21 protein-coding genes are annotated in these 19,795 nt (G+C 72.8%); 9 read left to right on the forward strand and 12 right to left on the reverse strand.

Annotated elements, in window-relative coordinates:
* Positions 1–253: 253 nt before the first annotated feature.
* Together B073_RS46925 and B073_RS0134500 are read right to left on the reverse strand one after the other, a co-directional pair.
* Positions 254–481 carry a DUF5326 family protein gene (locus B073_RS46925; RefSeq protein ID WP_026247999.1) on the reverse strand — a complete coding sequence of 76 codons (228 nt, stop codon included), beginning with the start codon at positions 479–481 and terminating at the stop codon, positions 254–256.
* Between the two features lie 199 nt (positions 482–680).
* Positions 681–998: a cupin domain-containing protein gene (locus B073_RS0134500; protein WP_018542632.1), complete on the reverse strand. Its 318-nt coding sequence runs from the start codon at positions 996–998 to the stop codon at positions 681–683.
* Positions 999–1,046: 48 nt separating this feature from the next.
* Between B073_RS0134500 and B073_RS0134505 the strand changes: the two genes are divergently transcribed.
* The 5 genes from B073_RS0134505 (at position 1,047) to B073_RS0134525 (ending at position 4,799) form a co-directional block, all read left to right on the forward strand.
* Entirely contained in the window at positions 1,047–1,424 is a 378-nt protein-coding gene (locus B073_RS0134505; protein ID WP_018542633.1) for a phage holin family protein, read from the forward strand.
* Between the two features lie 3 nt (positions 1,425–1,427).
* Positions 1,428–1,994: a low molecular weight protein-tyrosine-phosphatase gene (locus B073_RS0134510; RefSeq protein ID WP_018542634.1), complete on the forward strand. Its 567-nt coding sequence runs from the start codon at positions 1,428–1,430 to the stop codon at positions 1,992–1,994.
* Complete coding sequence (locus tag B073_RS0134515) at positions 1,991–3,115, forward strand: cystathionine gamma-lyase (RefSeq protein WP_018542635.1); 1,125 nt, start codon at positions 1,991–1,993, stop codon at positions 3,113–3,115. Before B073_RS0134510 ends, B073_RS0134515 begins: the two co-directional genes overlap by 4 nt.
* 253 nt (positions 3,116–3,368) lie before the next feature.
* Positions 3,369–4,265: a LysR family transcriptional regulator gene (locus B073_RS0134520; RefSeq protein ID WP_018542636.1), complete on the forward strand. Its 897-nt coding sequence runs from the start codon at positions 3,369–3,371 to the stop codon at positions 4,263–4,265.
* 54 nt (positions 4,266–4,319) lie between these two features.
* Entirely contained in the window at positions 4,320–4,799 is a 480-nt protein-coding gene (locus B073_RS0134525; protein WP_018542637.1) for an NUDIX domain-containing protein, read from the forward strand.
* 10 nt (positions 4,800–4,809) lie between these two features.
* On the opposite strand, the gene B073_RS0134530 is transcribed toward B073_RS0134525, so the two are convergent.
* The 3 genes from B073_RS0134530 to B073_RS0134540 all read right to left on the reverse strand — a co-directional run bounded on the left by B073_RS0134530 (position 4,810) and on the right by B073_RS0134540 (position 8,717).
* Positions 4,810–5,643, reverse strand: coding sequence for a pyridoxamine 5'-phosphate oxidase family protein (locus B073_RS0134530; RefSeq protein ID WP_018542638.1), 834 nt, complete (start codon positions 5,641–5,643; stop codon positions 4,810–4,812).
* A gap of 94 nt (positions 5,644–5,737) precedes the next feature.
* Entirely contained in the window at positions 5,738–7,624 is a 1,887-nt protein-coding gene (locus B073_RS0134535; protein WP_018542639.1) for a globin domain-containing protein, read from the reverse strand.
* 457 nt (positions 7,625–8,081) lie between these two features.
* Positions 8,082–8,717, reverse strand: coding sequence for an HAD family hydrolase (locus B073_RS0134540; protein ID WP_018542640.1), 636 nt, complete (start codon positions 8,715–8,717; stop codon positions 8,082–8,084).
* Between the two features lie 152 nt (positions 8,718–8,869).
* Between B073_RS0134540 and B073_RS0134545 the strand changes: the two genes are divergently transcribed.
* Complete coding sequence (locus B073_RS0134545) at positions 8,870–9,400, forward strand: hypothetical protein (protein ID WP_018542641.1); 531 nt, start codon at positions 8,870–8,872, stop codon at positions 9,398–9,400.
* A 58-nt stretch (positions 9,401–9,458) separates the two neighbouring features.
* On the opposite strand, the gene B073_RS0134550 is transcribed toward B073_RS0134545, so the two are convergent.
* The gene (locus B073_RS0134550) at positions 9,459–10,679 is read right to left on the reverse strand and encodes an MFS transporter (protein WP_018542642.1); all 1,221 of its coding nucleotides are present in this window, start codon (positions 10,677–10,679) and stop codon (positions 9,459–9,461) included.
* A 136-nt stretch (positions 10,680–10,815) separates the two neighbouring features.
* On the opposite strand from B073_RS0134550, the gene B073_RS0134555 reads away from it, so the two are divergent.
* The gene (locus tag B073_RS0134555; RefSeq protein ID WP_018542643.1) at positions 10,816–11,298 is read left to right on the forward strand and encodes a MarR family winged helix-turn-helix transcriptional regulator; all 483 of its coding nucleotides are present in this window, start codon (positions 10,816–10,818) and stop codon (positions 11,296–11,298) included.
* Positions 11,299–11,406: 108 nt separating this feature from the next.
* Complete coding sequence (locus B073_RS0134560; RefSeq protein ID WP_018542644.1) at positions 11,407–11,859, forward strand: GNAT family N-acetyltransferase; 453 nt, start codon at positions 11,407–11,409, stop codon at positions 11,857–11,859.
* Between the two features lie 49 nt (positions 11,860–11,908).
* Here B073_RS0134560 and B073_RS0134565 read toward each other — a convergent pair whose 3' ends face one another.
* The 6 genes from B073_RS0134565 to B073_RS0134590 all read right to left on the reverse strand — a co-directional run bounded on the left by B073_RS0134565 (position 11,909) and on the right by B073_RS0134590 (position 18,718).
* On the reverse strand, positions 11,909–12,718 hold the full coding sequence (locus tag B073_RS0134565; RefSeq protein ID WP_324608813.1) for a helix-turn-helix domain-containing protein: 810 nt from the start codon (positions 12,716–12,718) through the stop codon (positions 11,909–11,911).
* Positions 12,719–13,060: 342 nt separating this feature from the next.
* Positions 13,061–14,197 (reverse strand): pyridoxal-phosphate-dependent aminotransferase family protein, encoded by a 1,137-nt coding sequence (locus tag B073_RS0134570; RefSeq protein WP_018542646.1) that lies wholly within the window; start codon positions 14,195–14,197, stop codon positions 13,061–13,063.
* A gap of 148 nt (positions 14,198–14,345) precedes the next feature.
* Positions 14,346–15,704, reverse strand: coding sequence for a serine hydrolase domain-containing protein (locus B073_RS0134575; protein ID WP_199788234.1), 1,359 nt, complete (start codon positions 15,702–15,704; stop codon positions 14,346–14,348).
* Positions 15,705–16,085: 381 nt separating this feature from the next.
* A complete protein-coding gene (locus B073_RS0134580; RefSeq protein WP_018542648.1) occupies positions 16,086–16,778 on the reverse strand; it encodes a hypothetical protein in 693 nt (230 codons plus the stop codon).
* Between the two features lie 98 nt (positions 16,779–16,876).
* Positions 16,877–18,013 (reverse strand): MerR family transcriptional regulator, encoded by a 1,137-nt coding sequence (locus B073_RS0134585; protein ID WP_018542649.1) that lies wholly within the window; start codon positions 18,011–18,013, stop codon positions 16,877–16,879.
* A 63-nt stretch (positions 18,014–18,076) separates the two neighbouring features.
* On the reverse strand, positions 18,077–18,718 hold the full coding sequence (locus B073_RS0134590; protein WP_037813763.1) for a TetR/AcrR family transcriptional regulator: 642 nt from the start codon (positions 18,716–18,718) through the stop codon (positions 18,077–18,079).
* Positions 18,719–18,829: 111 nt separating this feature from the next.
* Here B073_RS0134590 and B073_RS0134595 point away from each other — a divergent pair, with 111 nt between their 5' ends.
* The gene (locus B073_RS0134595) at positions 18,830–19,771 is read left to right on the forward strand and encodes a beta-ketoacyl-ACP synthase III (protein ID WP_018542651.1); all 942 of its coding nucleotides are present in this window, start codon (positions 18,830–18,832) and stop codon (positions 19,769–19,771) included.
* Positions 19,772–19,795: the final 24 nt, after the last annotated feature.

The following is a 19,795-nucleotide window of genomic DNA, read 5'->3' on the forward strand; positions in this document are numbered from 1 at the left end:
CCCATCGGCACTTTGGCGCTTACCCGCGCCCGATGACGCTACGGAGCAAGGTACACACTCGTGGTGAGCGAGCGGAACGCCCTGGCCGCCGGCGGGGCCAAAACCCCGGGCGGGGCCGCTTTCCGATCCCCGTTCGACTCCCCGCGACGGGAGTGTCGGCGGGGCGCGGAACGCCGGACGCCCTGCTCCCGGGTGGGGGCAGGGCGTCTTCGGACGGTGCGGATCGGACAGTGCCGGTCGGTCGGAGCTCGGCCTACCAGTCGCTCTTCGACGAGGACGAGGAGCCGGAACCGGTGAACCTCCGCACGAGATAGATGACACCGGCGATCAGGGCCGCCGCGATCAGCAGCTTGAAGAGCAGGCTGATCAGGAAGCCGACCGCGCTGGCGATCAGTCCGCCGAAGACGACGAGGAGGATGACGGGCACCACGACCCAGACGACCCACCACGGAAGCCCTGCGAGTATCCCCTTACCAGCCACTGCTCTGCCCTGCTTTCTGTCTGTCGCGCTCTTGTCGGTCTCTGCCGCTCCGGTGGCACCGTCCGCGTATCGCGTCCGTCGCGCCGCGTCTCCGGTCCCCCTGTACACCAACGATGCTAGGGCGCCGAAGGCCGCCGCGGGGGCCCGACAGCCCGGGCTCGCCCCTGAGCCGACCCCTACGGGTTCCGGGGGTCGGGGCTCAGCTCTCAGGCGGAGAGAACACCACCACGACCCGGAGGTCCTCGCTGATGTGGTGGAACTTGTGGGGCACACCGGCGGGCACGTAGACCACGCTGCCGCGGGCCACCGACTCCGTCTCCGTGCCCACCGTGATCGCCCCGCGGCCGCTCACCACCAGATACACCTCGTCCTGCTGGTGCGGCTGCTGCGGGTCGACGCTCCCGGCGTCCAGCCCGTACAGCCCCACCGACATGGTGCGTTCCCGGAGGAACTGCAGATACGCGCCGTCGTTCGCGACCCGTTCCGCTTCCAGATCATCCAGTCGGAAAGCCTTCATCCCGTTCGCACCTCTCACCGGTCACCAGTCGTCTGCGACGATCTCACCATGAAGCATTTCCTGGTCAAGACGCTCGCCAATGCCGCGGCCCTGGCCGTGGCCATCTGGCTCCTGAACGGCATCACGCTCACCGGTGAGAACACCGGCCGCAAGGTGCTCACCCTGATCCTGGTCGCGCTGATCTTCGGGCTGGTGAACTTCCTGGTCAAGCCCGTGGTCAAGGTGCTCTCCTTCCCCCTGTTCCTGCTCACCCTCGGCCTGATCACGCTGGTCGTGAACGCGCTGATGCTGCTGCTGACCTCCTGGCTCGCCGGCAAGGCCGACCTCGCCTTCCACGTGGACGGCTTCTGGACGGCAGTGGTCGGCGGCGTGATCATCTCCATCGTCTCGTGGGCGATGCACATCGTCCTTCCCGACAAGGACTGACGCTTGACCACCCGCTACCGCGTCTGCTTCGTCTGCACCGGCAACATATGCCGCTCGCCGATGGCCGAGTCCGTCTTCCGCGCCCGGATCACCGAGGACGGACTCGACGCCCTGGTCGAGATCGACAGCGCCGGCACCGGCGGCTGGCACGAGGGCGACGGAGCCGACCCCCGCACCGTCGCCGTCCTGCGCGCCGGCGGCTACCCGACCGCGCACACCGCCCGCCAGTTCCGCGCCTCATGGTTCGCCCGCCGCGACCTGGTCATCGCGCTGGACGCGGGCCATCTGCGCGAACTCCGCCGGCTGGCCCCGACGCCCGAGGACGCCGCCAAGGTCCGGCTGCTGCGCACGTACAACTGCGGCACCGGACCGGCCGCTGACCCCGCCGAGCTCGATGTGCCGGACCCGTACTACGGCGGCTTCGCCGGTTTCGAGGAGTGTCTGGAGATGATCGAGGCGGCCTGCGACGGCCTCCTGGAGGCGGTCCGCGCCGAGGTCACCTCCGACGCGCCCGGCCCCGCCGAGCCCCGGCCGGGCCTGCACCGCCCCCACCACAAGGAGAGCGCATGACCGGCGACGGCACCCGTGTGGTGCGGGCCGGGCTGCCGGAACCGGAAGCCCATGAACCGGCCCTCCCCGGACCGGTCTTCGCCGCCCACTACCACCTCCCCGGCGAGGCCACCGGCCCGTACACCTACGGCCGCGACACCAACCCCACCTGGAGCCGGCTGGAAGCCGCCATCAGCGAGCTGGAGTCACCGGACGAGCCCGCGCACACCGTCACCTTCGCCTCCGGAATGGCGGCCGTCACCGCCGTGCTCTTCTCCCAACTGCGCGCCGGCGACGCGGTGGTGCTGCCGGACGACGGCTATCAGCTCCTGCCCGCCGTCCGCACCCGGCTGGAGAGCTACGACATCGAGGTCCGCTCGGCGCCCACCGCCGGCGACGCCCAGCTGGGCGTCCTCGACGGCGCCCGGATGCTGTGGATCGAGACCCCCGCCAACCCGGGCCTCGACGTCTGCGACATCCGGCGGCTGGCCGACGCGGCACACGCCCGCGGTGCGCTGGTCGCCGTGGACAACACCCTCGCGACCCCGCTCGGCCAGCGCCCGCTGGACCTGGGCGCGGACTTCTCGGTCGCCAGCGGCACCAAGGCGCTGACCGGTCACGGCGATGTCCTGCTCGGCTACGCCGCCACCCGGGACGGGGCGCTGGCCGACGGCGTCCGCCTGTGGCGCAAGACGGTCGGCGCGATCCCCGGCCCCATGGAGAGCTGGCTCGCCCACCGTTCGCTGGCCACCCTGGCGCTGCGCGTCCGCCAGCAGGCGGAGGGGGCGCTGGCGCTGGCCACCGCGCTGGCCGAGCGCCCCGAGGTGACCGGGCTGCGCCACCCCGGCCTGCCGTCGGACCCGTCGCATCCGCTCGCCGTCCGGCAGATGCGCCCCGGCCGCTTCGGCTGTGTGGTGTCCTTCGTCCTCCCGGACAAGGCGTATGCGGAGCGGTTCCTGGCCGCGCTGACGCTGGTGGACGACGCGACCAGCTTCGGCGGCGTACGGTCCACGGCCGAGCGGCGCGCCCGCTGGGGCGGCGACGACGTGCCGGAGGGCTTCATCCGTTTCTCCGTCGGCGTCGAGGAGCCGGCGGATCTGATCGCCGATGTCCTGCGCGCACTGGACACGGCGAAGCCGTAGATCCTGGCCGCGCGCCGCACCTCCGCGGCGCGGAAACGGCCGGCAGGGTATCCCCCCTCGTCACCCTGCCGGCCGGCGGTTCCCGTGAGTCCGGTCCGGACGTTTCACAGACCGATGTTTCACGTGAAACGAACCGCTTCATCAAGGCTAGTTGACTCAGCGTCAGTGTCCAATCACGCTAGCGACACAGTCCTATCGACAAATTTATAGTTGGCCCGCGACCAGGCTTCCGAGGGGCCGCAGGAGGTACGCGATGGATCTGGCACTGCTGCGTACCTTCGTCACGGTCCACCGAGCCGGCTCCTTCACCCGGGCCGCGGCGCTGCTCGGGCTCTCCCAGCCCGCGGTGACCAGCCAAATACGCACGCTGGAACGCCGGTTGGGCCGCCCTCTCTTCGTCCGCTGCGCCCGCGGGGTCACCGCCACCACCTTCGGCGACGAGCTCGCCCACAAGGTCGCGCCCCATCTCGACGCCCTCACCGAGATCACCGAGGCCGGCCTGGACCAGGACTCCCCGACCCGCACGCTCCATCTCGGCGGCCCCCCGGAGTTCACCGCCGAACGCGCCTTACCCGCGCTGAGCCCGCTGATCACCCAGGGCCTGTCCATACGCACTGCCTTCGGCGACGCCGACGAGCTGCTGGACGGCCTGGCCGCCGGCCACCACGATCTGACCGTCACCACCACCCAGCCGCGCGGCGGACTGCTCACCGCCACCCCGCTCTGCGACGAGGAACACGTACTGGTCGCCGCGCCCCACTGGCTGGCCCGCCTGGGCGGTCCCGGCGCCCTCCAGGCCCGCGGCGTCCGGGTACTCGACCCGGTCCCGCTGGTCGAGGTCCACGAGAGCCTGCCGTTGATCGCCCGCTACTGGTCCGCCGTCTTCGACGCCAAGCCCACTGCCCCGGCCACGGTCGTCACCGGCGATCTGCGGGCCGTGCTGTCCTGCGTCACGGCCGGCGCGGGACTGGCCGTGCTGCCCCGCTACCTGTGCGCCGGGGCGCTGGAGTGCGGCACGGTGGTCGCCCTGCTCGACCCCCCGGTGCCCCCGCTGCGCACCTACTTCCTGGCCGTACGCACCGGGACGCTGGGGCTGCCGCACATCGCGCGGGCCCATGAGTGGCTGCTGCGCACCGCGGCGGGCTGGTGACGCAAGCCCTGGGCCAGGGGTTTCACCAGGCCGTGACCGCGGCATCTGTCCCCTATGACCGTACGGCCAGTCGTCAAACGCACCGCCCGCGCGATTCTGCTCGACGGAGCGGATCTCATCCTGATCAAGCGCACCAAGCCGGGCCGGGCCCCGTACTGGATCACTCCGGGCGGCGGCGTGGAGCCGGGGGACGCCACGGTCATCGAGGCCCTGCACCGCGAGTTGGACGAGGAGCTGGGCGCCAAGGTCACCGATGTGGTGCCGGTCTTCGTCGACACCGTCGAGCACATCACCGACGGCGGGGTGGACGGCGTCAAGGTGCAGCACTTCTTCGTCTGCCGGCTGGACTCGATGGATCCCTCCCGCCGGCACGGCCCCGAGGTCGAGGAGCCGTGCGGCGAGTACGAGATCGTGCGGGTGCCCTTCACCCGGGTCGGGATCGCCTCGGTCGAGGTCGTCCCGCTGTCCCTGCGGCACTACCTCGACGGCAACATCGAGGGCGTGCGCGCGATGCACGCCCCCGACCTGGGCTGAAGCCCCGGCGTCAGCCGTCGCGCCGATCGAACCAGCCGCGGAACTCCGGGGCGTCCTCGGCGGCGCGGCGCGGCCGGGCACGTGCCAGCACCTGCTCGACCCGGTCGAGGAACTCCCCGTTGAGCTCCGCCGCCACGGTGTCCCGCGCATGCCGCCGCGGACCGGGCACCTGCGCCGGTTCGGCCCCGTACCGGTGCTCCGGCGCGTCCTCGTGCAGCCCGCCGCGCAGATGCTCGTCGGTGTGCCGGGGGCGCCGGAAGGGCTGCCGCTGCGCCGCCTCGGCGGCCGCCCCGAAGAAGTCGCCGCCCTTGCGCTTGAAGTCGTCGCTGCCCCAGGCCCGGGCGCCGCGCTCGTCCGCCGGCACCTTCTGCAGATGCGGGATGTGCTTGGAGCAGTGGATGTACGCCTCCTCGACCTCGACCGCCACCCACAGCTGGGCCCGCCGCCCGGGCACCGGGTCCACCGGAAGGCCCGGGTAGTAGGCCCGCATCTCCTCGTCCAGCACCACCCGGGCCCGACCGTTGATGTGCAGCCCGATCCGGTCGCGGGTGAAGTCGATCATGAGGATGCCCAGCCGGGGGTTCTCGGAGAGGTTGCCGACGGACGCCATGACGCCGTTGCCGCGGTACTCCGGGTACGCCAGCAGCCGGTCGCCCAGCACCTGCACGAACCCGGTCGGCCCGGCGCGGAAGGTGGCGTCGCACTCGCCGTGCCGGTCCGCCGTGGCCAGGAAGAACATCTCCTGCCGGGCGACGAACTCCTGCATCCGCACATTGAGGTGGTCCAGGACCTGGTCCGCGTAGAAGCGGTCGGCGCGCCCGGTCGTCCCGAGTCTCTGCTGCACCAGGTGCTCACCGTCGCTCCCGGGCCGCTCCGCCGGCAGACGCAGGCCCCGTCCCTCCCTCGTCAGGCCGTATTCGCCTTCTGCTGCCAAGACTTCAGTCTCCCGTCGATACCAGCTCTTCGATGGAGTCGTGCCGTATCCGCTCGGCCGGGACACCGACTCCCATCAGGGCCTCCACACCGCTGCGGATCAGACCCGGCGGACCCGACAGATACGCGTCGTACTCGCGGTACGGGCCGTACTTCCGGACCGCGTCGGGGAGTTGACCGGTCACCGTGCCGGGCCCGCCCCGATCGCCCGGCCCGACGGCGACGACCGGGCGGACGGTGAGCCAGGGATGGGTCTGCTCCAGCCGCAGCATGGTGTCGATGTCGTACAGGTCGTGGTCGCTGCGGGCCCCGTAGAAGACGTCCACCGGACGCTGGGCGCCGTGGCCCGCGATGTCCTCGACCAGCGCCTTGATCGGCGCGATGCCGGTGCCGCCGCCGACGCACAGCAGGCCGTTGCCGGCGGAGTGGTCGACGGTCATCGACCCGGTCGGCGCGCCGAGCCGCAGCACGTCGCCGGGCCGGGCGCGGTGCACCAGCGCGTTGGAGACCCAGCCGGCCGGGACCGCCTTCACGTGGAAGGAGAGCAGGCCGTCGGAACGGGGGGCGGCAGCGAAGGAGTAGTGCCGCCAGACCCGCGGCCACCACGGGGTCTCCAGGCTGGTGTACTGGCCGGCGCGGAACGGGTACGGCTGGTCGGGGCGGACCGTCACCACCGCGGTGTCGGAGGTGCGCAGCTCGTGCGAGACGACCTCGGCCTGCCACCAGGCCGGGGCGACGGCCTCGTTCTCCGCCGCCGCGTCGATCATGATCTGCGAGATCCGGGTGTACGCGCGCACCCACGCGTCCTCGGTTTCCCGGCCCCAGCTGGACGTGGCATAACGGGCCAGCGCGCTCATCAGGCACTCGCCGACCGCCGGGTAGTGGTCGGGCTGGGTGCCGTACTTGCGGTGTCCGCGGCCGAGTTGGGAGAGGTACTGGCCGAGCACCTCGGAGTTGTCGACGTGCTGGGCGGCGGTGAGCAGCGCCTTGAAGAGCCGGTCGCGCTGGGCGTCCATCGAGGCGGGGAACAGCGCCCGCAGCTCGGGATGCTGGACGAACAGCAGCGCGTAGAAGTACGAGGTGACCCGGTCCGCCACCGGCTCGACCTCGGCCATGGTGCGGCGGATGAGCACCGCGTCGGGAGAGGCCGCCGCCTCGGGCGGGCCGGATGCTGCCAGTGCGGCGAGCGAGGCCGCCGGGGCGGGCGGGGCCGGCGTGGCTGTGGCTGTGGCTGCTGGAGGGGCGGGCGGTGCTGTGGCTGGCGGAGGGGCCGGCGGTGCGGACGGTGCGGCTTGTGCGGGCTGTGTACGTGGTGCGGGTGAGGCCGCGGGGACGAAGGGACGGGCCGGAGCCGACGCTCCCTCGTGGGCCGCTGGGCCAGAAGGAGCGGACGGGGCGGGGGGAGCGGACGGGGCGGAGTCGGCGGGCGGGGTGACCGGGCCGACGAGGCCGAAGGCGTCGAACGGGGTCCGCGCGGCCGGCTCGTGGACCGGTTCCGGCTCGGTGCCGGCCTGGGGGGCGGCGGCCTGCGGGGCGGCGGGCGCGGGCCGCTCGGCGGGGCCGGCGCCGGACCGGCCGAGTGCCTCCTGCCCCGGCTGCGGGCCCTGCCGCGGCACCCGTTGCGGCTCCTGCTCGCGCCCCCGTTCGGCGGCGGTGCCCACCGGGCGTATCGGGTTGACGGGGCGGCTGGGTATCCGGTCCGTTTCGGCGTGCCCGCCCGGTTCGTCATGGTCGCCCTGCGGCGCCCGCTGCCGGTCCTGGCCGTCCTGGCCGTCGTTCCGGTCCGGCTGGTCTCCGGAGGATTTCTTCGCGGACGGAGTGAACCAACCCCACTCGCCACTGCTGCCGCCAGAAGAGCCGCTATCGGCCGACGTGGTGGTCGGAGCGTCCATGGTCTGCCTCGCCTCGAACGTCTTTCGGTTGCCTTCGGCGTTCCGCTGACCGGAACTGCCCGGAATTCCCCCGCCCTGCCCGGGATTCTTAATCGACGCAAGCGATCCCGGCAACATCCCTTAAAGCGGACACATCTCACTTCCTTATGGCAGATGACGCAGATGCCGTTCCGTCAGCATGCCACCCGCCTCACCGCACCGGACAAAATGCCGGAAGTATGGGCGCCCGGGGCCGCTTCCCGCTAGGCTGCCGAGCTTTGCCCCAACCGTCCACGCGCCCGCGGAGACCCGCTCTCCGCCAAGCCGGAGTCGACCTTACCGGGAGTAGTTGAAACCACAAGCCCCGATCCCGGAACACTCGGCGCGCGCCCGCCAATAACCGTGATCCTTCCCACAGACCACGAATTCCGGGTGCACAGCGGACGAATCCACCGTGGAAAAACAGCTGGTCACCGAATTACTCGCCGGTACGCACCAGTTCGTATGCCTCGCGCAGATCACGCCCCGTATACGCGTATGTGGCCAGGCCGCTGACATGGTGATCCGCATTCACCGCCACCGACTCCGGTACCACCGCGAAGAGTTCGGAGTCCGACATCGAGTCGCCGTACGCCACGCAGTCGTCCCGGGTCAGCCCGTACCGCGCACAGAGCTCGTCCGTGATCCGCACCTTCGCCGACGACGAGAGGATGCCGGCCGGTTCCAGCGGCTCCCGGATGGGCACCGCGGGCCAGCGGGAGCCGTGCGCGGTGTCGACGCCCCACGCCAGCAGCCGTTCGACGAAGAATCCCGGCGAAAGGGAAATCACGGCGCACCGTTCGCCGCGGGCCCGTATATCGGCCCATACGTCCCGGATACCGGCCAGCCAGGGCGCGTCCTCGAAGGCCGCCGCCACCTGAACCTCGGTCAGCTCCGCGGCCCACAGCGCACAGGCCCGCTGTGCGAAGCCCGCCGGGGTCAGCGCCCCGGCCGCGAACGCCCGCTCCAGCTCCGCGATCTCCCGGTCCAGCCCCAGCTGCCGGGAGATCTCGACGGCGGCCGCGGAGCCGTGGAGCAGGGTTCCGTCCATGTCGAACAGATGCAGCTTGCTCATGGGGGGAGCCTAGGTCGTGCCCGGTGGACGGGTGGGCCGGATCGGTGGGCCGGATCGGTGGGCCGGGTCGGTGGGTCGTACTCGCCGTCGCGTACGCGCGAATACTCCCGTCGTCAGATAGCGCGCGGCGCTCCGCCCGCCACCGTGGAGAGATGCCGCTCAGCCGGCCCCTACGCCGGGCCCTCCTCGTCGTCCATGTCGCCGTGTCCGTCGGCTGGCTGAGGCTCAGTGCCGGGCTTCTCGCCCTGGGGATCACCGGCTCCACGGCCGGTTCGGCGGCGGCCGCCGCGGGCGTCTACCGGGCGATGCGGATCCTCACGGACTTCCTGGTGCTCCCGGTGGCGCTGGCCTCCCTGGCCGGCGGTGTCGTGCTCTCCCTCGGTACCCACTGGGGGCTGGCCCGTCACCGTTGGATCGTCACCAAGTTCCGGCTGACGCTCGCGGCCGTCGGGCTGACCGTGTGCGCGCTCCGTCCCGGCACCGCCGGACTCGCCGCGGCAGCCGTCGCCGGCCGCCCGGCATCCGATCCCGGCCTCCTCGCCACACCGGCGGTCTCCTCCGCGCGGTACCTCTTCCTCACCGCGATCTCGGTCCTCAAGCCCTGGGGACGGACCCGACGCGGCGGCCGACCGCGCGGGGCACGGCCGGCCGGAAATCGGGAACGGACGGGCATCCCGTCCTGAGGGGTCCCGTTGGCGGGCCGCCGACATGCGGCCCACCAGGGGCAGGCATCCGGAACGCTCAGCTCCGCGCCGCCGGAACGTGCGCTTCGGTCGCCACGGCAGGACCCCCCGCGGCCACCACCTGGCCACGGTCCGGCTGCCGGCGCTCCAGGAAGGAGGCCAGCACCGCAACTCCCAATGCCACCACGGTCATCAGCGCACCCACCCAGTTGGGGGCGGTCAGTCCCATCCCGGCCGAGATCACCAGGCCGCCGAGCCATGAGGCCAGCGCGTTGCCGAAATTGAAGGCCGCGATGTTGCCGGCCGAGGCCAGCGTGGGCGCGGCGGCCGCATGGTCGAGCACCCGCTTCTGCAGCGGCGGTACGGTCGCGAATCCGAAGAAGCCGATCAGCCCGATGGTGACGATCGCGGCGGTCTTGTGGTGCGCGGTGTAGGTGAAGGCCGCCAGCACCACCGCAAGCCCGGTGAGGGACGCGTACAGCATCGGCATCATGGCGCGGTCGGTGAACCGGCCGGAGAAGAAGTTCCCGCCGACCATCCCGAGGCCGAAGACCGCGGTCAGCCAGATGACGGAGGACGGCGCGAAGCCGGTGACCTCGGTCATCATCGAGGCGAGGTAGGTGACGGCCGCGAAGACCCCGCCGAAGCCGAGGACGGTCATCAGCATCGCCAGACCGACCTGCGGGTTGCGGAACACCGCCAGCTCGCTGCCGATCCGGGCGGCCGCCTTGGCCCGCTGCGCCGGGACGAGCTTGACGACGCCGAGCAGCCCCAGCACGCCGAGCGCGACGATCGCGTAGAAGGTGGTACGCCAGCCGAACTGCTGGCTGAGCAGGGTGCCGCCCGGTACGCCCAGGACGGTGGCCACGGTCAGGCCGCTGAACATCAGCGAGATCGCGCTGGCCCGCTTCTCCGGGGCGACGAGGTCGGCGGCCACCAGCGAGCCGATGCCGAAGAACGCGCCGTGTGTGAACGCCGCGACCACCCGGCCGGCGAGCACCAGCCCGAAGGTGGGCGCCAGAGCGGTGAGCAGGTTGCCCACGATGAACAGGCCCATCAGCAGCATCAGCATCTGCTTCCGGGTGAAGCGGGTGCCGAGCACGGTCATCAGGGGCGCGCCGACCACCACGCCGAGGGCGTAGACGGTGGTGGCGTAGCCGGCGAGCGGAATGGAGACGCCGAAGTCGGCCGCCATGTCGGGCAGCAGGCCCATGACCGCGAACTCGGTCGTCCCGATTCCGAAGGCCCCGATGGCGAGCGCCAGGAGAGCGAGAGGCATGGCGGATCCTTCCCATAGATTTCTTGCATCCGTCCTCAATCGGCGCCAACAATAATTGCAGACGCTCTTTACTTGCAAGCGCGGGCTATTTCGGATGTGCCCTATCCTGGTTCCACGACGCATGAGGAGGTCTGCGATGACGCAGCGCACGCGGGAGACGGCTACGACGCGGGAAGCGGCCCCCGGCGGCCTCGCCCAGGGCTGGTGCGCCCTCTCCGCGCTGCACGGCCGCATCGAGTCGCACATCGAGCGCGCCCTCCAGGCCCGGCACGGCCTCAGCGTCCGGGAGTTCTCCGTCATCAACGTGCTCAGCGAGCAGCACGACGGGCCGGGCGGCCACCTCCGGATGCACCAGGTCGCCGACTCGGTCGTGCTCAGCCAGAGCGCCACCACCCGTCTGGTGACCCGGCTGGAGGACCGCGGGCTGCTCGCCCGGTACCTGTGCCCCGACGACCGGCGCGGCATCTACACCAACGTCACGCCCGACGGCCTGCGCCTCCTCGAAGAGGCCCGGCCCACCCACGACTCCGCGCTGCGCGAGGCCCTCCAGGACGCCGCGCAGCGACCCGAGCTGGCGCCGCTGGTGACGGCGGTCGAGACGCTGGGCGCCTCCGCGTAACGGGGACGGACCGCGTAACGGGACGGACCGTCGCAATCCCCACGGGCGGCCGGGCCGACCGCCCGGTCCCCCTGGGCCGGCCAGGAAACCCGGCATAGGGTCCCGCCCATGAGCGATCTTGAGATACGGCGCGCCACCGAGACCGACCTTCCCGCCATCGTCGCGATGCTGGCCGACGACCCCCTGGGCGCCACCCGCGAGTCCCTCGACGACCTGACGCCCTATCGCGCCGCGTTCGCCGTCCTGGACGCCGACCCCCACCAGCACCTGACCGTCGCCGCACGGGACGGCCGCGTGGTCGGCACGCTCCAGCTCACCGTGATCCCCGGCCTCTCCCGGCGCGGCGCCACCCGCTCGCTCATCGAAGCGGTACGGGTCCATGCCGACGAGCGCGGCGCCGGCCTGGGCACCGAGCTGATCGAGTGGGCCATCGCCGAGTCCCGGCGGCTCGGCTGCCGGCTCGTCCAGCTCACCTCCGACGCCACCCGCGTCGAGGCACACCGCTTCTACGAGCGCCTCGGCTTCGAGGCGTCCCACCTGGGCTTCAAGCGCCAGCTCTGACGGGCCGGCCGCGGCGGCCGCGGCCGCCGCGACGGCCGCTGTGGCGCGGTCAGCGGCGGTCCGGGGGAGCGGTACTGCGCGCCCGGTGGGCCTTCTGCCGGCAGGCCCCGCCGCAGTACCGCGCGGGCCGCCCGGTGCGCGCCGCCGCGAGCGCCGCACCGCACACCCGGCACCGGGTTTCGTTACGAACCGGCGCCGCGACCGGCAGTTTCGTCACGGCCCGGTCGGCACGGAGCCCGTCGAGCATCAGCATCGTCATCCGGCCCACCGCTACCGCTCCGGGCCCGGCGTCCGCCGCTGCGGAACCCCGGCCTGCCGACCGCCGGCGCTCCATCGCCAGGCACCCGGTCAGCAGGGTGCGGACGTCGTCCAGATCGACGTCTTCCCTTACCGCGCCCGCCTGTTGGGCCCTGCCCAGCAGGACCCCGAGGGCCACCAGAAACTCCAGGTCAGGGCCTGCCTGCTCACCGTCCGCCGGTGCCCGGCCGCTCTCCCCGGCCGCCTCCAGCGCCTCGCACAGCCCCCGGTTCGGGGCGGCCAGCCGCACCACCGACGCCAGGAAGCGGAAGAACACCCCACCGGGATCCTCGACCTCGGCCAAGTCCCCTGCCGCATCGGCCAACAGCCGCAACCGCTCCCGAACCGCCTCCTTGAACAAGGCTTCCTTGGACGGGAAATGACGGTAGACGGTCCCCGCACCGACGCCTGCGCGCCGGGCGATCTCATCGAGCGAAGCCCCCAACCCCCGTTCCTCGAAGGCGGATCGGGCCGCCTGGAGCACCAGTGCACGATTCCGCCGCGCATCCGCGCGAGCGACCACCAACCGGCCGTCCGCCCTCCGCACGCTCCCTGAGACCACCTTGCTCCTCCGCGTTCCACACCCGGGAAAAAACCGGGTCGAGCGTTCCGATTCTACGAGGGCGTTCATACATGCGTACGGATCGCCACGCGGAGGCGGAGGCGGAAGCGGACGGGGCGAGGCGGACGAGGTGGAGCTGTTCATACGCGGCCTGGAGGCCGGGGCGAGAGGCGAGGGCGAGAGGCAGGCGGGGCGGCTCGCTCGGCGCGGGCCGCAGAAAGGCCGCGGGCCACAAAAAGGTGTGGTCCGTTTCACGTGAAACAGACCACACCTCTGGCCCTCGCGTCGAGGGGGCGTCCAAGAGCCGTGGAGGCGTCCGCCGGGTCAGCGGAGCCGCCTGATTCAGGCCGCGACAGCCTCGTCCCAGGCCGCACCGGCCGCCCCGGCAGCCGCGTCCTCGTCGACCTCCACGCCCAGCGCCCGCAGACCGGCCGCCAGCGCCACCAGCGAGGCCAGCACCACCGCACGGTCCGCGGCCCGCCCGTAGTGGTTCACCCGGATCATCTCCGCGGCCAGCGCACCGGCCGCGGCCTGCACCGGGACAGCCCCGTCCGCGGCGAGCGCGGCGGACACCACCTCACGGGCGTCCACCTCCGCCGGCGCACGCAGCGTGGTCGCGGCCGGCGCCGCATGCTCGTCCCGGACGACATACGGCACCGGCCCGCCGAGCGCCGCGACGCCCGCCCGGACCGACGCGGCGGCCGCCCGGTGGCGGGCGATGACGGCATCCAGCCCCTCCGCCTCGATCCGGTCCACGGCCTGCTCCAGCGCCAGCATCTCCAGCTGCGCCGGAGCGTGCGGCAGGGCGGTGCGCCCGGCGTCGATCCAGCGCTCCTTCCAGTCCAGCAACGAGAGGTACGAGCGGCGCGGCGCCTGCTCGTTGGCCGCGATCCGCTCCCAGGCGCGGGCGCTGACCGACACGGCGGAGACCCCGGCCGGGCCGGCCAGCGCCTTCTGGCCGCCGATGACGCACAGGTCCACACCCCACTCGTCGGTGAGCAGCGGCTCGGCGCCCACCGAGGCGACCGCGTCGAGCATCAGGAGCGCCCCATGCTCACGCACCACGGCGCCGATCTCGGCGACGGGGTTGGTGTTCCCGGTCGCCGCCTCGGCGTGCACCAGGCTCACGAAGTCGATCTCGGAGTGCTCACGCAGGGCGTCGGCCACCTGCTCGGGGGTGACGGCGCCGGTGAAGGGCGCGCTGATGGTGACCACCTCGGCGCCACAGGAGCGCAGCCAGCCGCCGAACGTCTCGCCGTAGGGGCCGGTGATGATGTTGAGGGCCGTGCTGCCGGGCCGCACGGCCGAGCGGATGCACGCCTCCAGCGGCAGCAGCGCCTCGCCCTGCATCGTCACGACATCGCAGCGGGTGCGCATCAGCGCCGCGACCTTGTCCTCGATCCGGGCGAAACGGGCGGCGTCGAGCGGAGGCAGATCGAGCAGAACCGGGGTGTCGGCGTTGGCAGTCACGGCAGTCACAGTGGCCTTCCAGCGGTAGCGAGCCGCGCACCGTGGCGGCTCCTGGCATCTCGCTCGACTGTACGTGCGCGCCGGAAACCCCTACCGGACGGGCCTCGGCCGCCCCCGCGACGCGGGAGCGGCTTCCGGCCCCGCGCCGCTCCCCCGGTCAGACTCCCCGCCAGCCCTCGGGGTCCACGCCGCCCGGCACCGGCCCGGAAGGCTCGTACGGCCCCCGGGTGAAGACGAAGGTTCCCAGGTCGAGGTGGGTGACGGTGCCGTCCGGTGCCCGCCCCACCCACAGTGTCTCGCCGGCGTAGTAGCCGTCCAGCCCGGTCCAGGTGCCGTCGGCCTCGGCCCGGAAGCGCGAGGTCCGCCCGCCACCGGACAGGGTGACCAGCTCCAGTCCGCGGGCTCCCGTCAGCCGCAGCGCGAACGGATTCGCGCCCCAGTACCAGGGGCCCGTCAGCGCCAGCAGTTCGTCGTCCACCGCGCCCGGCAGTGGTCGCCATGGCTCGGGGATCCGCGGTTCATGCGCGGCGACGATCTTCAGGAAGTCGGCGCCCACCGTGGCGATCGGGACGCCCGAGGTGCAGTTGGCCAGCGCGAGCGCCGCGGTGTCCTCCTGCGGATCGACCCACAGTACTGCCAGGAATCCCGGCATCGACCCGGTGTGCCCGGCCAGCCGGCGCCCGTTCCGCCAGAGGAGCTGCGTGCCCAGGCCGTAGCCCGCGTCCGAGCCGTCGCCCTCCGGTGGCACGGCGGGCGTCCGCATCTCGGCCAGGCTCTCCGCGCTGAGCACCCGCTCGTCACCCCGCAGCAGGAACACCGCCCACCGGCACAGGTCCTCCGTCGTGGACCACAGCTGCCCCGCCGGACCCATCAGCCCGGTGTCGTGCCCGGGCTCCGGCAGCACCACATCGGCCCAGGGATGGACCGCCCAGCCCTCCGCATGCGGCCTCTCCGGCCGGAGCGTCGTACGGTCCATCCCCAGCGGCTCCAGCACCTCGCGCCGCAGCACCTCGCCCCACGGCATCCCGTCCCGCAGCCGCTCGACCAGCGCCCCGAGCACCGCGAAGCCGGGGTTGGAGTAGTGGTGCCGCCGTCCCGCCGGATGCAGCCGCGGCCGCTCGCCGAACAGATCGGCCGGTTCGGGCCGCAGCGCGCCGTCGGTCCGCTCCCACCACGGCCCCCGGGACTCCGCCGCCAACCCGGCGCTGTGTGCCAGGAGTTGGTGCACCGTCGCCTCGGGCACCGGGACGTCCTTCAGATACTTCCCGATGGGATCGTCCAGCCGCAGAAGCCCCTCGTCCCGCAGTCGCAGCACCAGCACGGCCACGAAGTTCTTGGTCAGCGAGCCGATCCGGTACTGCACATCGCCGTGCGGCGCCTCGCCGTCCACCCCGCCCCGGGCACCCGTCCAGACCACCCGGCCACCACGGACCACCGCCCCCATCATCGACGGTGCCCGCCCGTCGGCCTGTGCGACCGCCAGCCGACGCAGCAGCGCCCGCCGCGTCTGCGGCATCAACTCCGCATACGCCTCCGCCGAATCGATCACCGTCCCGCCACGCGGGACCACCTCGTGCGCCCCGCCCTCATTTCCCCCGCCCTTGCTCGACTCGGGTTCCTGCGACTGTGCGGACTCCATCACCGTCATGACGCTCCTCAACGACCCTTCCCACCGGGCAGAACCGGCTCGGCCGGCCGAGCCTACGGCGAGCCACCGCCCACCGCGCCGCCATCCTGCCCCGCCCGCCACCACCGACGCCTCCACGTTTCACGTGAAACGTGCAACGACGACACCGCCACCGGCGCGACCGTTTCACGTGAAACCACGGCCCCCGGCCAACCGACCGCCCCGCCGTCCACCCACCGTTTCACGTGAAACAGCCGAAGCTCCGCGGCGTCACCTCACGGCCGCCGCCCCCAACGCCTTCTCCAGCAAGCTCTGTTCATCCGCGGAAAGCCAGCGCGCCGCATGCACCATGTGCAGCGCACTGCGCAGACGCAGCCGGTCCTCGTCAGTTCCCAGGTAGCCCAGATACGCCGGGAGCGTCAGCCCCAGCGCCTTGAGATCGCCTCGCTCGCACCACCGCGCGAACAGCTCCCGGACCGGTCGCTCCACGCCCTCGTCGACGCCCCCTCGGACGGCGGCTTGCCCGTGCCCTTCGGCAGCCGCCGCGGCCGCGGTGTCCCGCAGCCCCTCCGCGATCGCGAACCGGTTCCAGTCGCCGTACTGCCCCTCCGGCGCATCGGCCGCCCGCTCCGCCGCCAGCACGAAGTACCGGTGGGCGGAGGCGAGTTGACCCAGCTCTCGGTACGCGTTCCCCATGTTCACGTACAGCGAGGGATAGAAGTCCCGCACACGTTCGTCCCCGACGAGGTCGGCGCGGTCCAGGCACTCCTGGTTCCAGCGCAGCGTCTCCTCCGGCGAGTCCTGCTGCCGTGCGAGGTAGTGCGCGGCGATACACGCCTCGTAGTCGTCGCGGGCGCCGTCCCACGCCTCCTGGAAGAGTGCCCGTGCTTCATCGGCACGCCCCTCCGCCTCGGCCTGCATGCCCGCCACACACAGCCGCACCACCGGCAACTCCGGATCCATCCGACCGCTTCCTCCCTCGACTCCCGGCCGGGCCCGCCTTCCGGGCCCCGTGCCATCACCGTCTCTGTCCCCATCCCCGGCGCTCCACCGCCGTCCGCTCAGCAGCCCCGCACCGGCATCACCACCGTGGTGAAACTCCCCTGGTCCGCGGAGCGCACGACGACCGGCTGGTCCGGCGCCGCGATCTCCAGCAGCACATCGGGGCCCACTCCGGCCTCCAGCGCCGGCACCAGGACCGCCGGGTCGAAGGCGATCCGCAGTCCGGGCCCGGTACGGACCGCCCGCAGGCGGACCGGCCCGGCCTCCCCGCCCGACACTTCCAGCGCCGCGTCCGCGGCCTCCTCCGCTTCCGCCGGGATCACCAGGGACGCCACCGCCCCGCCCCGGTCCGTCACCACGTCCCGCAGCGCGGCCCGGTCCACGATCAACCGCTGCCGTGTGTCGCCAAGCCCGGTCAGCATCAGCCGGTAGTCCGGGAACTCCCCCGGCTCGGCCACCCCCGCAGCCACGTCGCCCGCGGCCCAGCATGCGCCCCCGCTCCGCAGCCATACCCCCGCGGCCTCCGAGGCGTCCGCTGCGGCAGCCCATTCGACCTCGACCTCCGGCCGGCGCACCGCCCACTCGGCCATCCGGCGCGCGGTGTCCACCGCGATCAGCGCCCGCCGCGGACCGCCCTCGAAGACCTCCGGCCGCAGCACCCGCACCGCCAGCCGATAGCGGTCGGTGGCCACCAACCGCACTTCGCCCTCGGCGAGTTCGAGCAGTACGCACCCCAGCACCGGGAACTCCCGAGCCGTGGCGCCGACCGCCGCCGCGGAGCCCACCTGCCGCACCGCACTGGCGAGTTCCGGCCCGCCCACCCGCGCCCGCGCCGCACCGCCGCGATCCGCCGGCCGCGCTGCCGCCTCCCCCAGCAAGCCCTCCGCCACGGCCCGCGCCTCGTCCGCCGCGCGCCGGGTCCGCTCCAGGTGGGCCCGGAGCACGTCCCGGGCCGCGCCCTCGGGTCCGTCGAGCACCGTCTCGACGTCCACCAACGGCAGCCCCGCCGACCGCAGTTGCCGCAGCCGAACCGCCCGCGCCACCTGCCCGACCCCGTAGCGCCGGTACCCCGTGGCGGCGTCCACCCGGTCCGGTCGCAGCACCCCGCAGTCGTCGTAGAAGCGCAGCGCGCTCGGCGTCAGTCCCACCCGCCGGGCGAACGCGCCGATGCCCAGGAGTTCCCCGTCGTCGTCCATGGCCGCGATTCTCGGGCTTCGACCAACCTGAAGGTCAAACCGCCTGCCGGCCGCGGCGCACGGTCAGCCGTGCCCCGTCGCACCGTCCGGTCGCGGCGCCGGCCGCGGCACCAGCCGGTCGAGCGCCCGCCGGGTGCGGTCGGCCGCCGAGGGGTCGGCGGCCAGCTGGACCGCCTGATTGAGCCCCAGATAGAGGCCGATCAGCTCGAAGCCGATCTGGTCGGGGTCGGTCTCCGCGGGGAGTTCGCCCCGGCCGACGGCGGTCCTGACCTCCTGGACCAGCCGGCGCCGCCAGAGCAGGAAGAGCCGGGCCACCGTGTCGCGCACCGGCCCGCCGCGCCCGTCGAACTCCACCGAGGCGGTGATGAAGAAGCAACCGCCCGGAAAGGCGCCGCGTTCGCGCTCCAGATAGGTGATCCAGGCTTCGCAGATGGCGCGCAGCCGGGCCACCCCCGGCTCCTCGTCCGCGGCCGGCTCCCACACCGCACGGGAGAAGATCGCCGACGCCTCTTCCAGGGCGGCGAGTTGAAGCGCCTGCTTGGTGCCGAAGTGGCCGAGCACCCCCGCCTTGCTCATCCCCAGATCGGTGGCCAGCCGCCCGATCGTCAGCCCCTCCAGCCCCTCCACCGAGGCGATCGCGACACCGCGCTCGACGATCCGCTCCCGCGTTCTGCGGGTCTCGGCGACGGACTTCCGTGGGCTCATGGCGTCATGGTAGCCGCCCACCCTGTTTTAGCTTCCGATCGTTCGGTTGCTATATTCCCCGGCCACAGCGGGTGTGCATCGCACCGCCACCGCGAACCGAGGAGATGAACCGTGCCGGGAACCCGTATCGCCGCCCTGGGCCACCACCAGCCGTCGCGCGTGCTCACCAACGACGACCTGGCAAGCATGGTCGACACCAGCGACGAGTGGATCCGCCGCCGCACCGGCATCGCCACCCGCCGCATCGCCGACGCCGAATCGGTGACCGACCTGGCCCACGCCGCCGCGGCCAAGGCACTCGCCGCGGCCGGCCTCGCCCCCGCCGACATCGACCTGATCACCGTCGCGACCTGCTCCGCCGTCGACCGCTGCCCCTCCATCGCGGCCCAGGTCGCCGGCCGCCTCGGCATCCCCTCGGCGGTGGCCTACGACCTCAACAACGGCTGCGCCGGCTTCTGCACCGCGCTCGCCTCCGCCGACCACTCCGTACGGGCCGGCGCCGCGCGGCACGCCCTGGTCATCGGGGCGGAGAAGATGTCCGACGTCACGGACTGGACCGACCGCAGCACCTGCGTGCTGCTCGGCGACGGCGCCGGCGCGGCGGTCCTCAGCGCCGCCGACTCCCACGGCATCGGCCCGGTGGTCTGGGGCTCCGACCCCACCCGGGCGAGCGCGGTCCGCCTGCTCGACGACTGGCACCCCCACTTCGCCCAGGACGGCCAGACGGTCTTCCGCTGGGTCACCTCCGAACTCCCGGACCTCATCCGGGAAGCCTGCCGCCGGGCCGGCCTCGCCCCCGCCGACCTCGCCGGCATCGTCACCCACCAGGCGAACCTGCGCATCATCGAGGCCGTGATCCGCCAACTCGACCTCCCCGCGAGCACGGTCGTCGCCCGGGACGTCGTCGACTCCGGCAACACCTCCGCGGCCTCCGTCCCGCTCGCCCTCGCCAAGCTCGTCGAACGCCGGGAGATCCGCTCCGGCGCGCCCGTCCTGCTGATGAGCTTCGGCGGCGGCCTCTCCTGGGCGGGCCAGGTCGTCGACTGCCCCTGACGACCGGCCGACCGGCGGCACCTT

This window comes from Streptomyces sp. MspMP-M5, assembly GCF_000373585.1.
GTDB lineage: Bacteria > Actinomycetota > Actinomycetes > Streptomycetales > Streptomycetaceae > Streptomyces.

What these genes read in the sequence shown, in the direction of transcription:
- B073_RS0134500 (WP_018542632.1), bottom strand. Translation starts at nt 998, where the DNA reads ATGAAGGCTTTCCGACTGGATGATCTGGAAGCGGAACGGGTCGCGAAC.
- B073_RS0134505 (WP_018542633.1), top strand. Translation starts at nt 1,047, where the DNA reads ATGAAGCATTTCCTGGTCAAGACGCTCGCCAATGCCGCGGCCCTGGCC.
- B073_RS0134515 (WP_018542635.1), top strand. Translation starts at nt 1,991, where the DNA reads ATGACCGGCGACGGCACCCGTGTGGTGCGGGCCGGGCTGCCGGAACCG.
- B073_RS0134520 (WP_018542636.1), top strand. Translation starts at nt 3,369, where the DNA reads ATGGATCTGGCACTGCTGCGTACCTTCGTCACGGTCCACCGAGCCGGC.
- B073_RS0134525 (WP_018542637.1), top strand. Translation starts at nt 4,320, where the DNA reads ATGACCGTACGGCCAGTCGTCAAACGCACCGCCCGCGCGATTCTGCTC.
- B073_RS0134535 (WP_018542639.1), bottom strand. Translation starts at nt 7,624, where the DNA reads ATGGACGCTCCGACCACCACGTCGGCCGATAGCGGCTCTTCTGGCGGC.
- B073_RS0134540 (WP_018542640.1), bottom strand. Translation starts at nt 8,717, where the DNA reads ATGAGCAAGCTGCATCTGTTCGACATGGACGGAACCCTGCTCCACGGC.
- B073_RS0134545 (WP_018542641.1), top strand. Translation starts at nt 8,870, where the DNA reads ATGCCGCTCAGCCGGCCCCTACGCCGGGCCCTCCTCGTCGTCCATGTC.
- B073_RS0134550 (WP_018542642.1), bottom strand. Translation starts at nt 10,679, where the DNA reads ATGCCTCTCGCTCTCCTGGCGCTCGCCATCGGGGCCTTCGGAATCGGG.
- B073_RS0134555 (WP_018542643.1), top strand. Translation starts at nt 10,816, where the DNA reads ATGACGCAGCGCACGCGGGAGACGGCTACGACGCGGGAAGCGGCCCCC.
- B073_RS0134560 (WP_018542644.1), top strand. Translation starts at nt 11,407, where the DNA reads ATGAGCGATCTTGAGATACGGCGCGCCACCGAGACCGACCTTCCCGCC.
- B073_RS0134575 (WP_199788234.1), bottom strand. Translation starts at nt 15,704, where the DNA reads ATGCCGCAGACGCGGCGGGCGCTGCTGCGTCGGCTGGCGGTCGCACAG.
- B073_RS0134580 (WP_018542648.1), bottom strand. Translation starts at nt 16,778, where the DNA reads ATGGATCCGGAGTTGCCGGTGGTGCGGCTGTGTGTGGCGGGCATGCAG.
- B073_RS0134585 (WP_018542649.1), bottom strand. Translation starts at nt 18,013, where the DNA reads ATGGACGACGACGGGGAACTCCTGGGCATCGGCGCGTTCGCCCGGCGG.
- B073_RS0134590 (WP_037813763.1), bottom strand. Translation starts at nt 18,718, where the DNA reads ATGAGCCCACGGAAGTCCGTCGCCGAGACCCGCAGAACGCGGGAGCGG.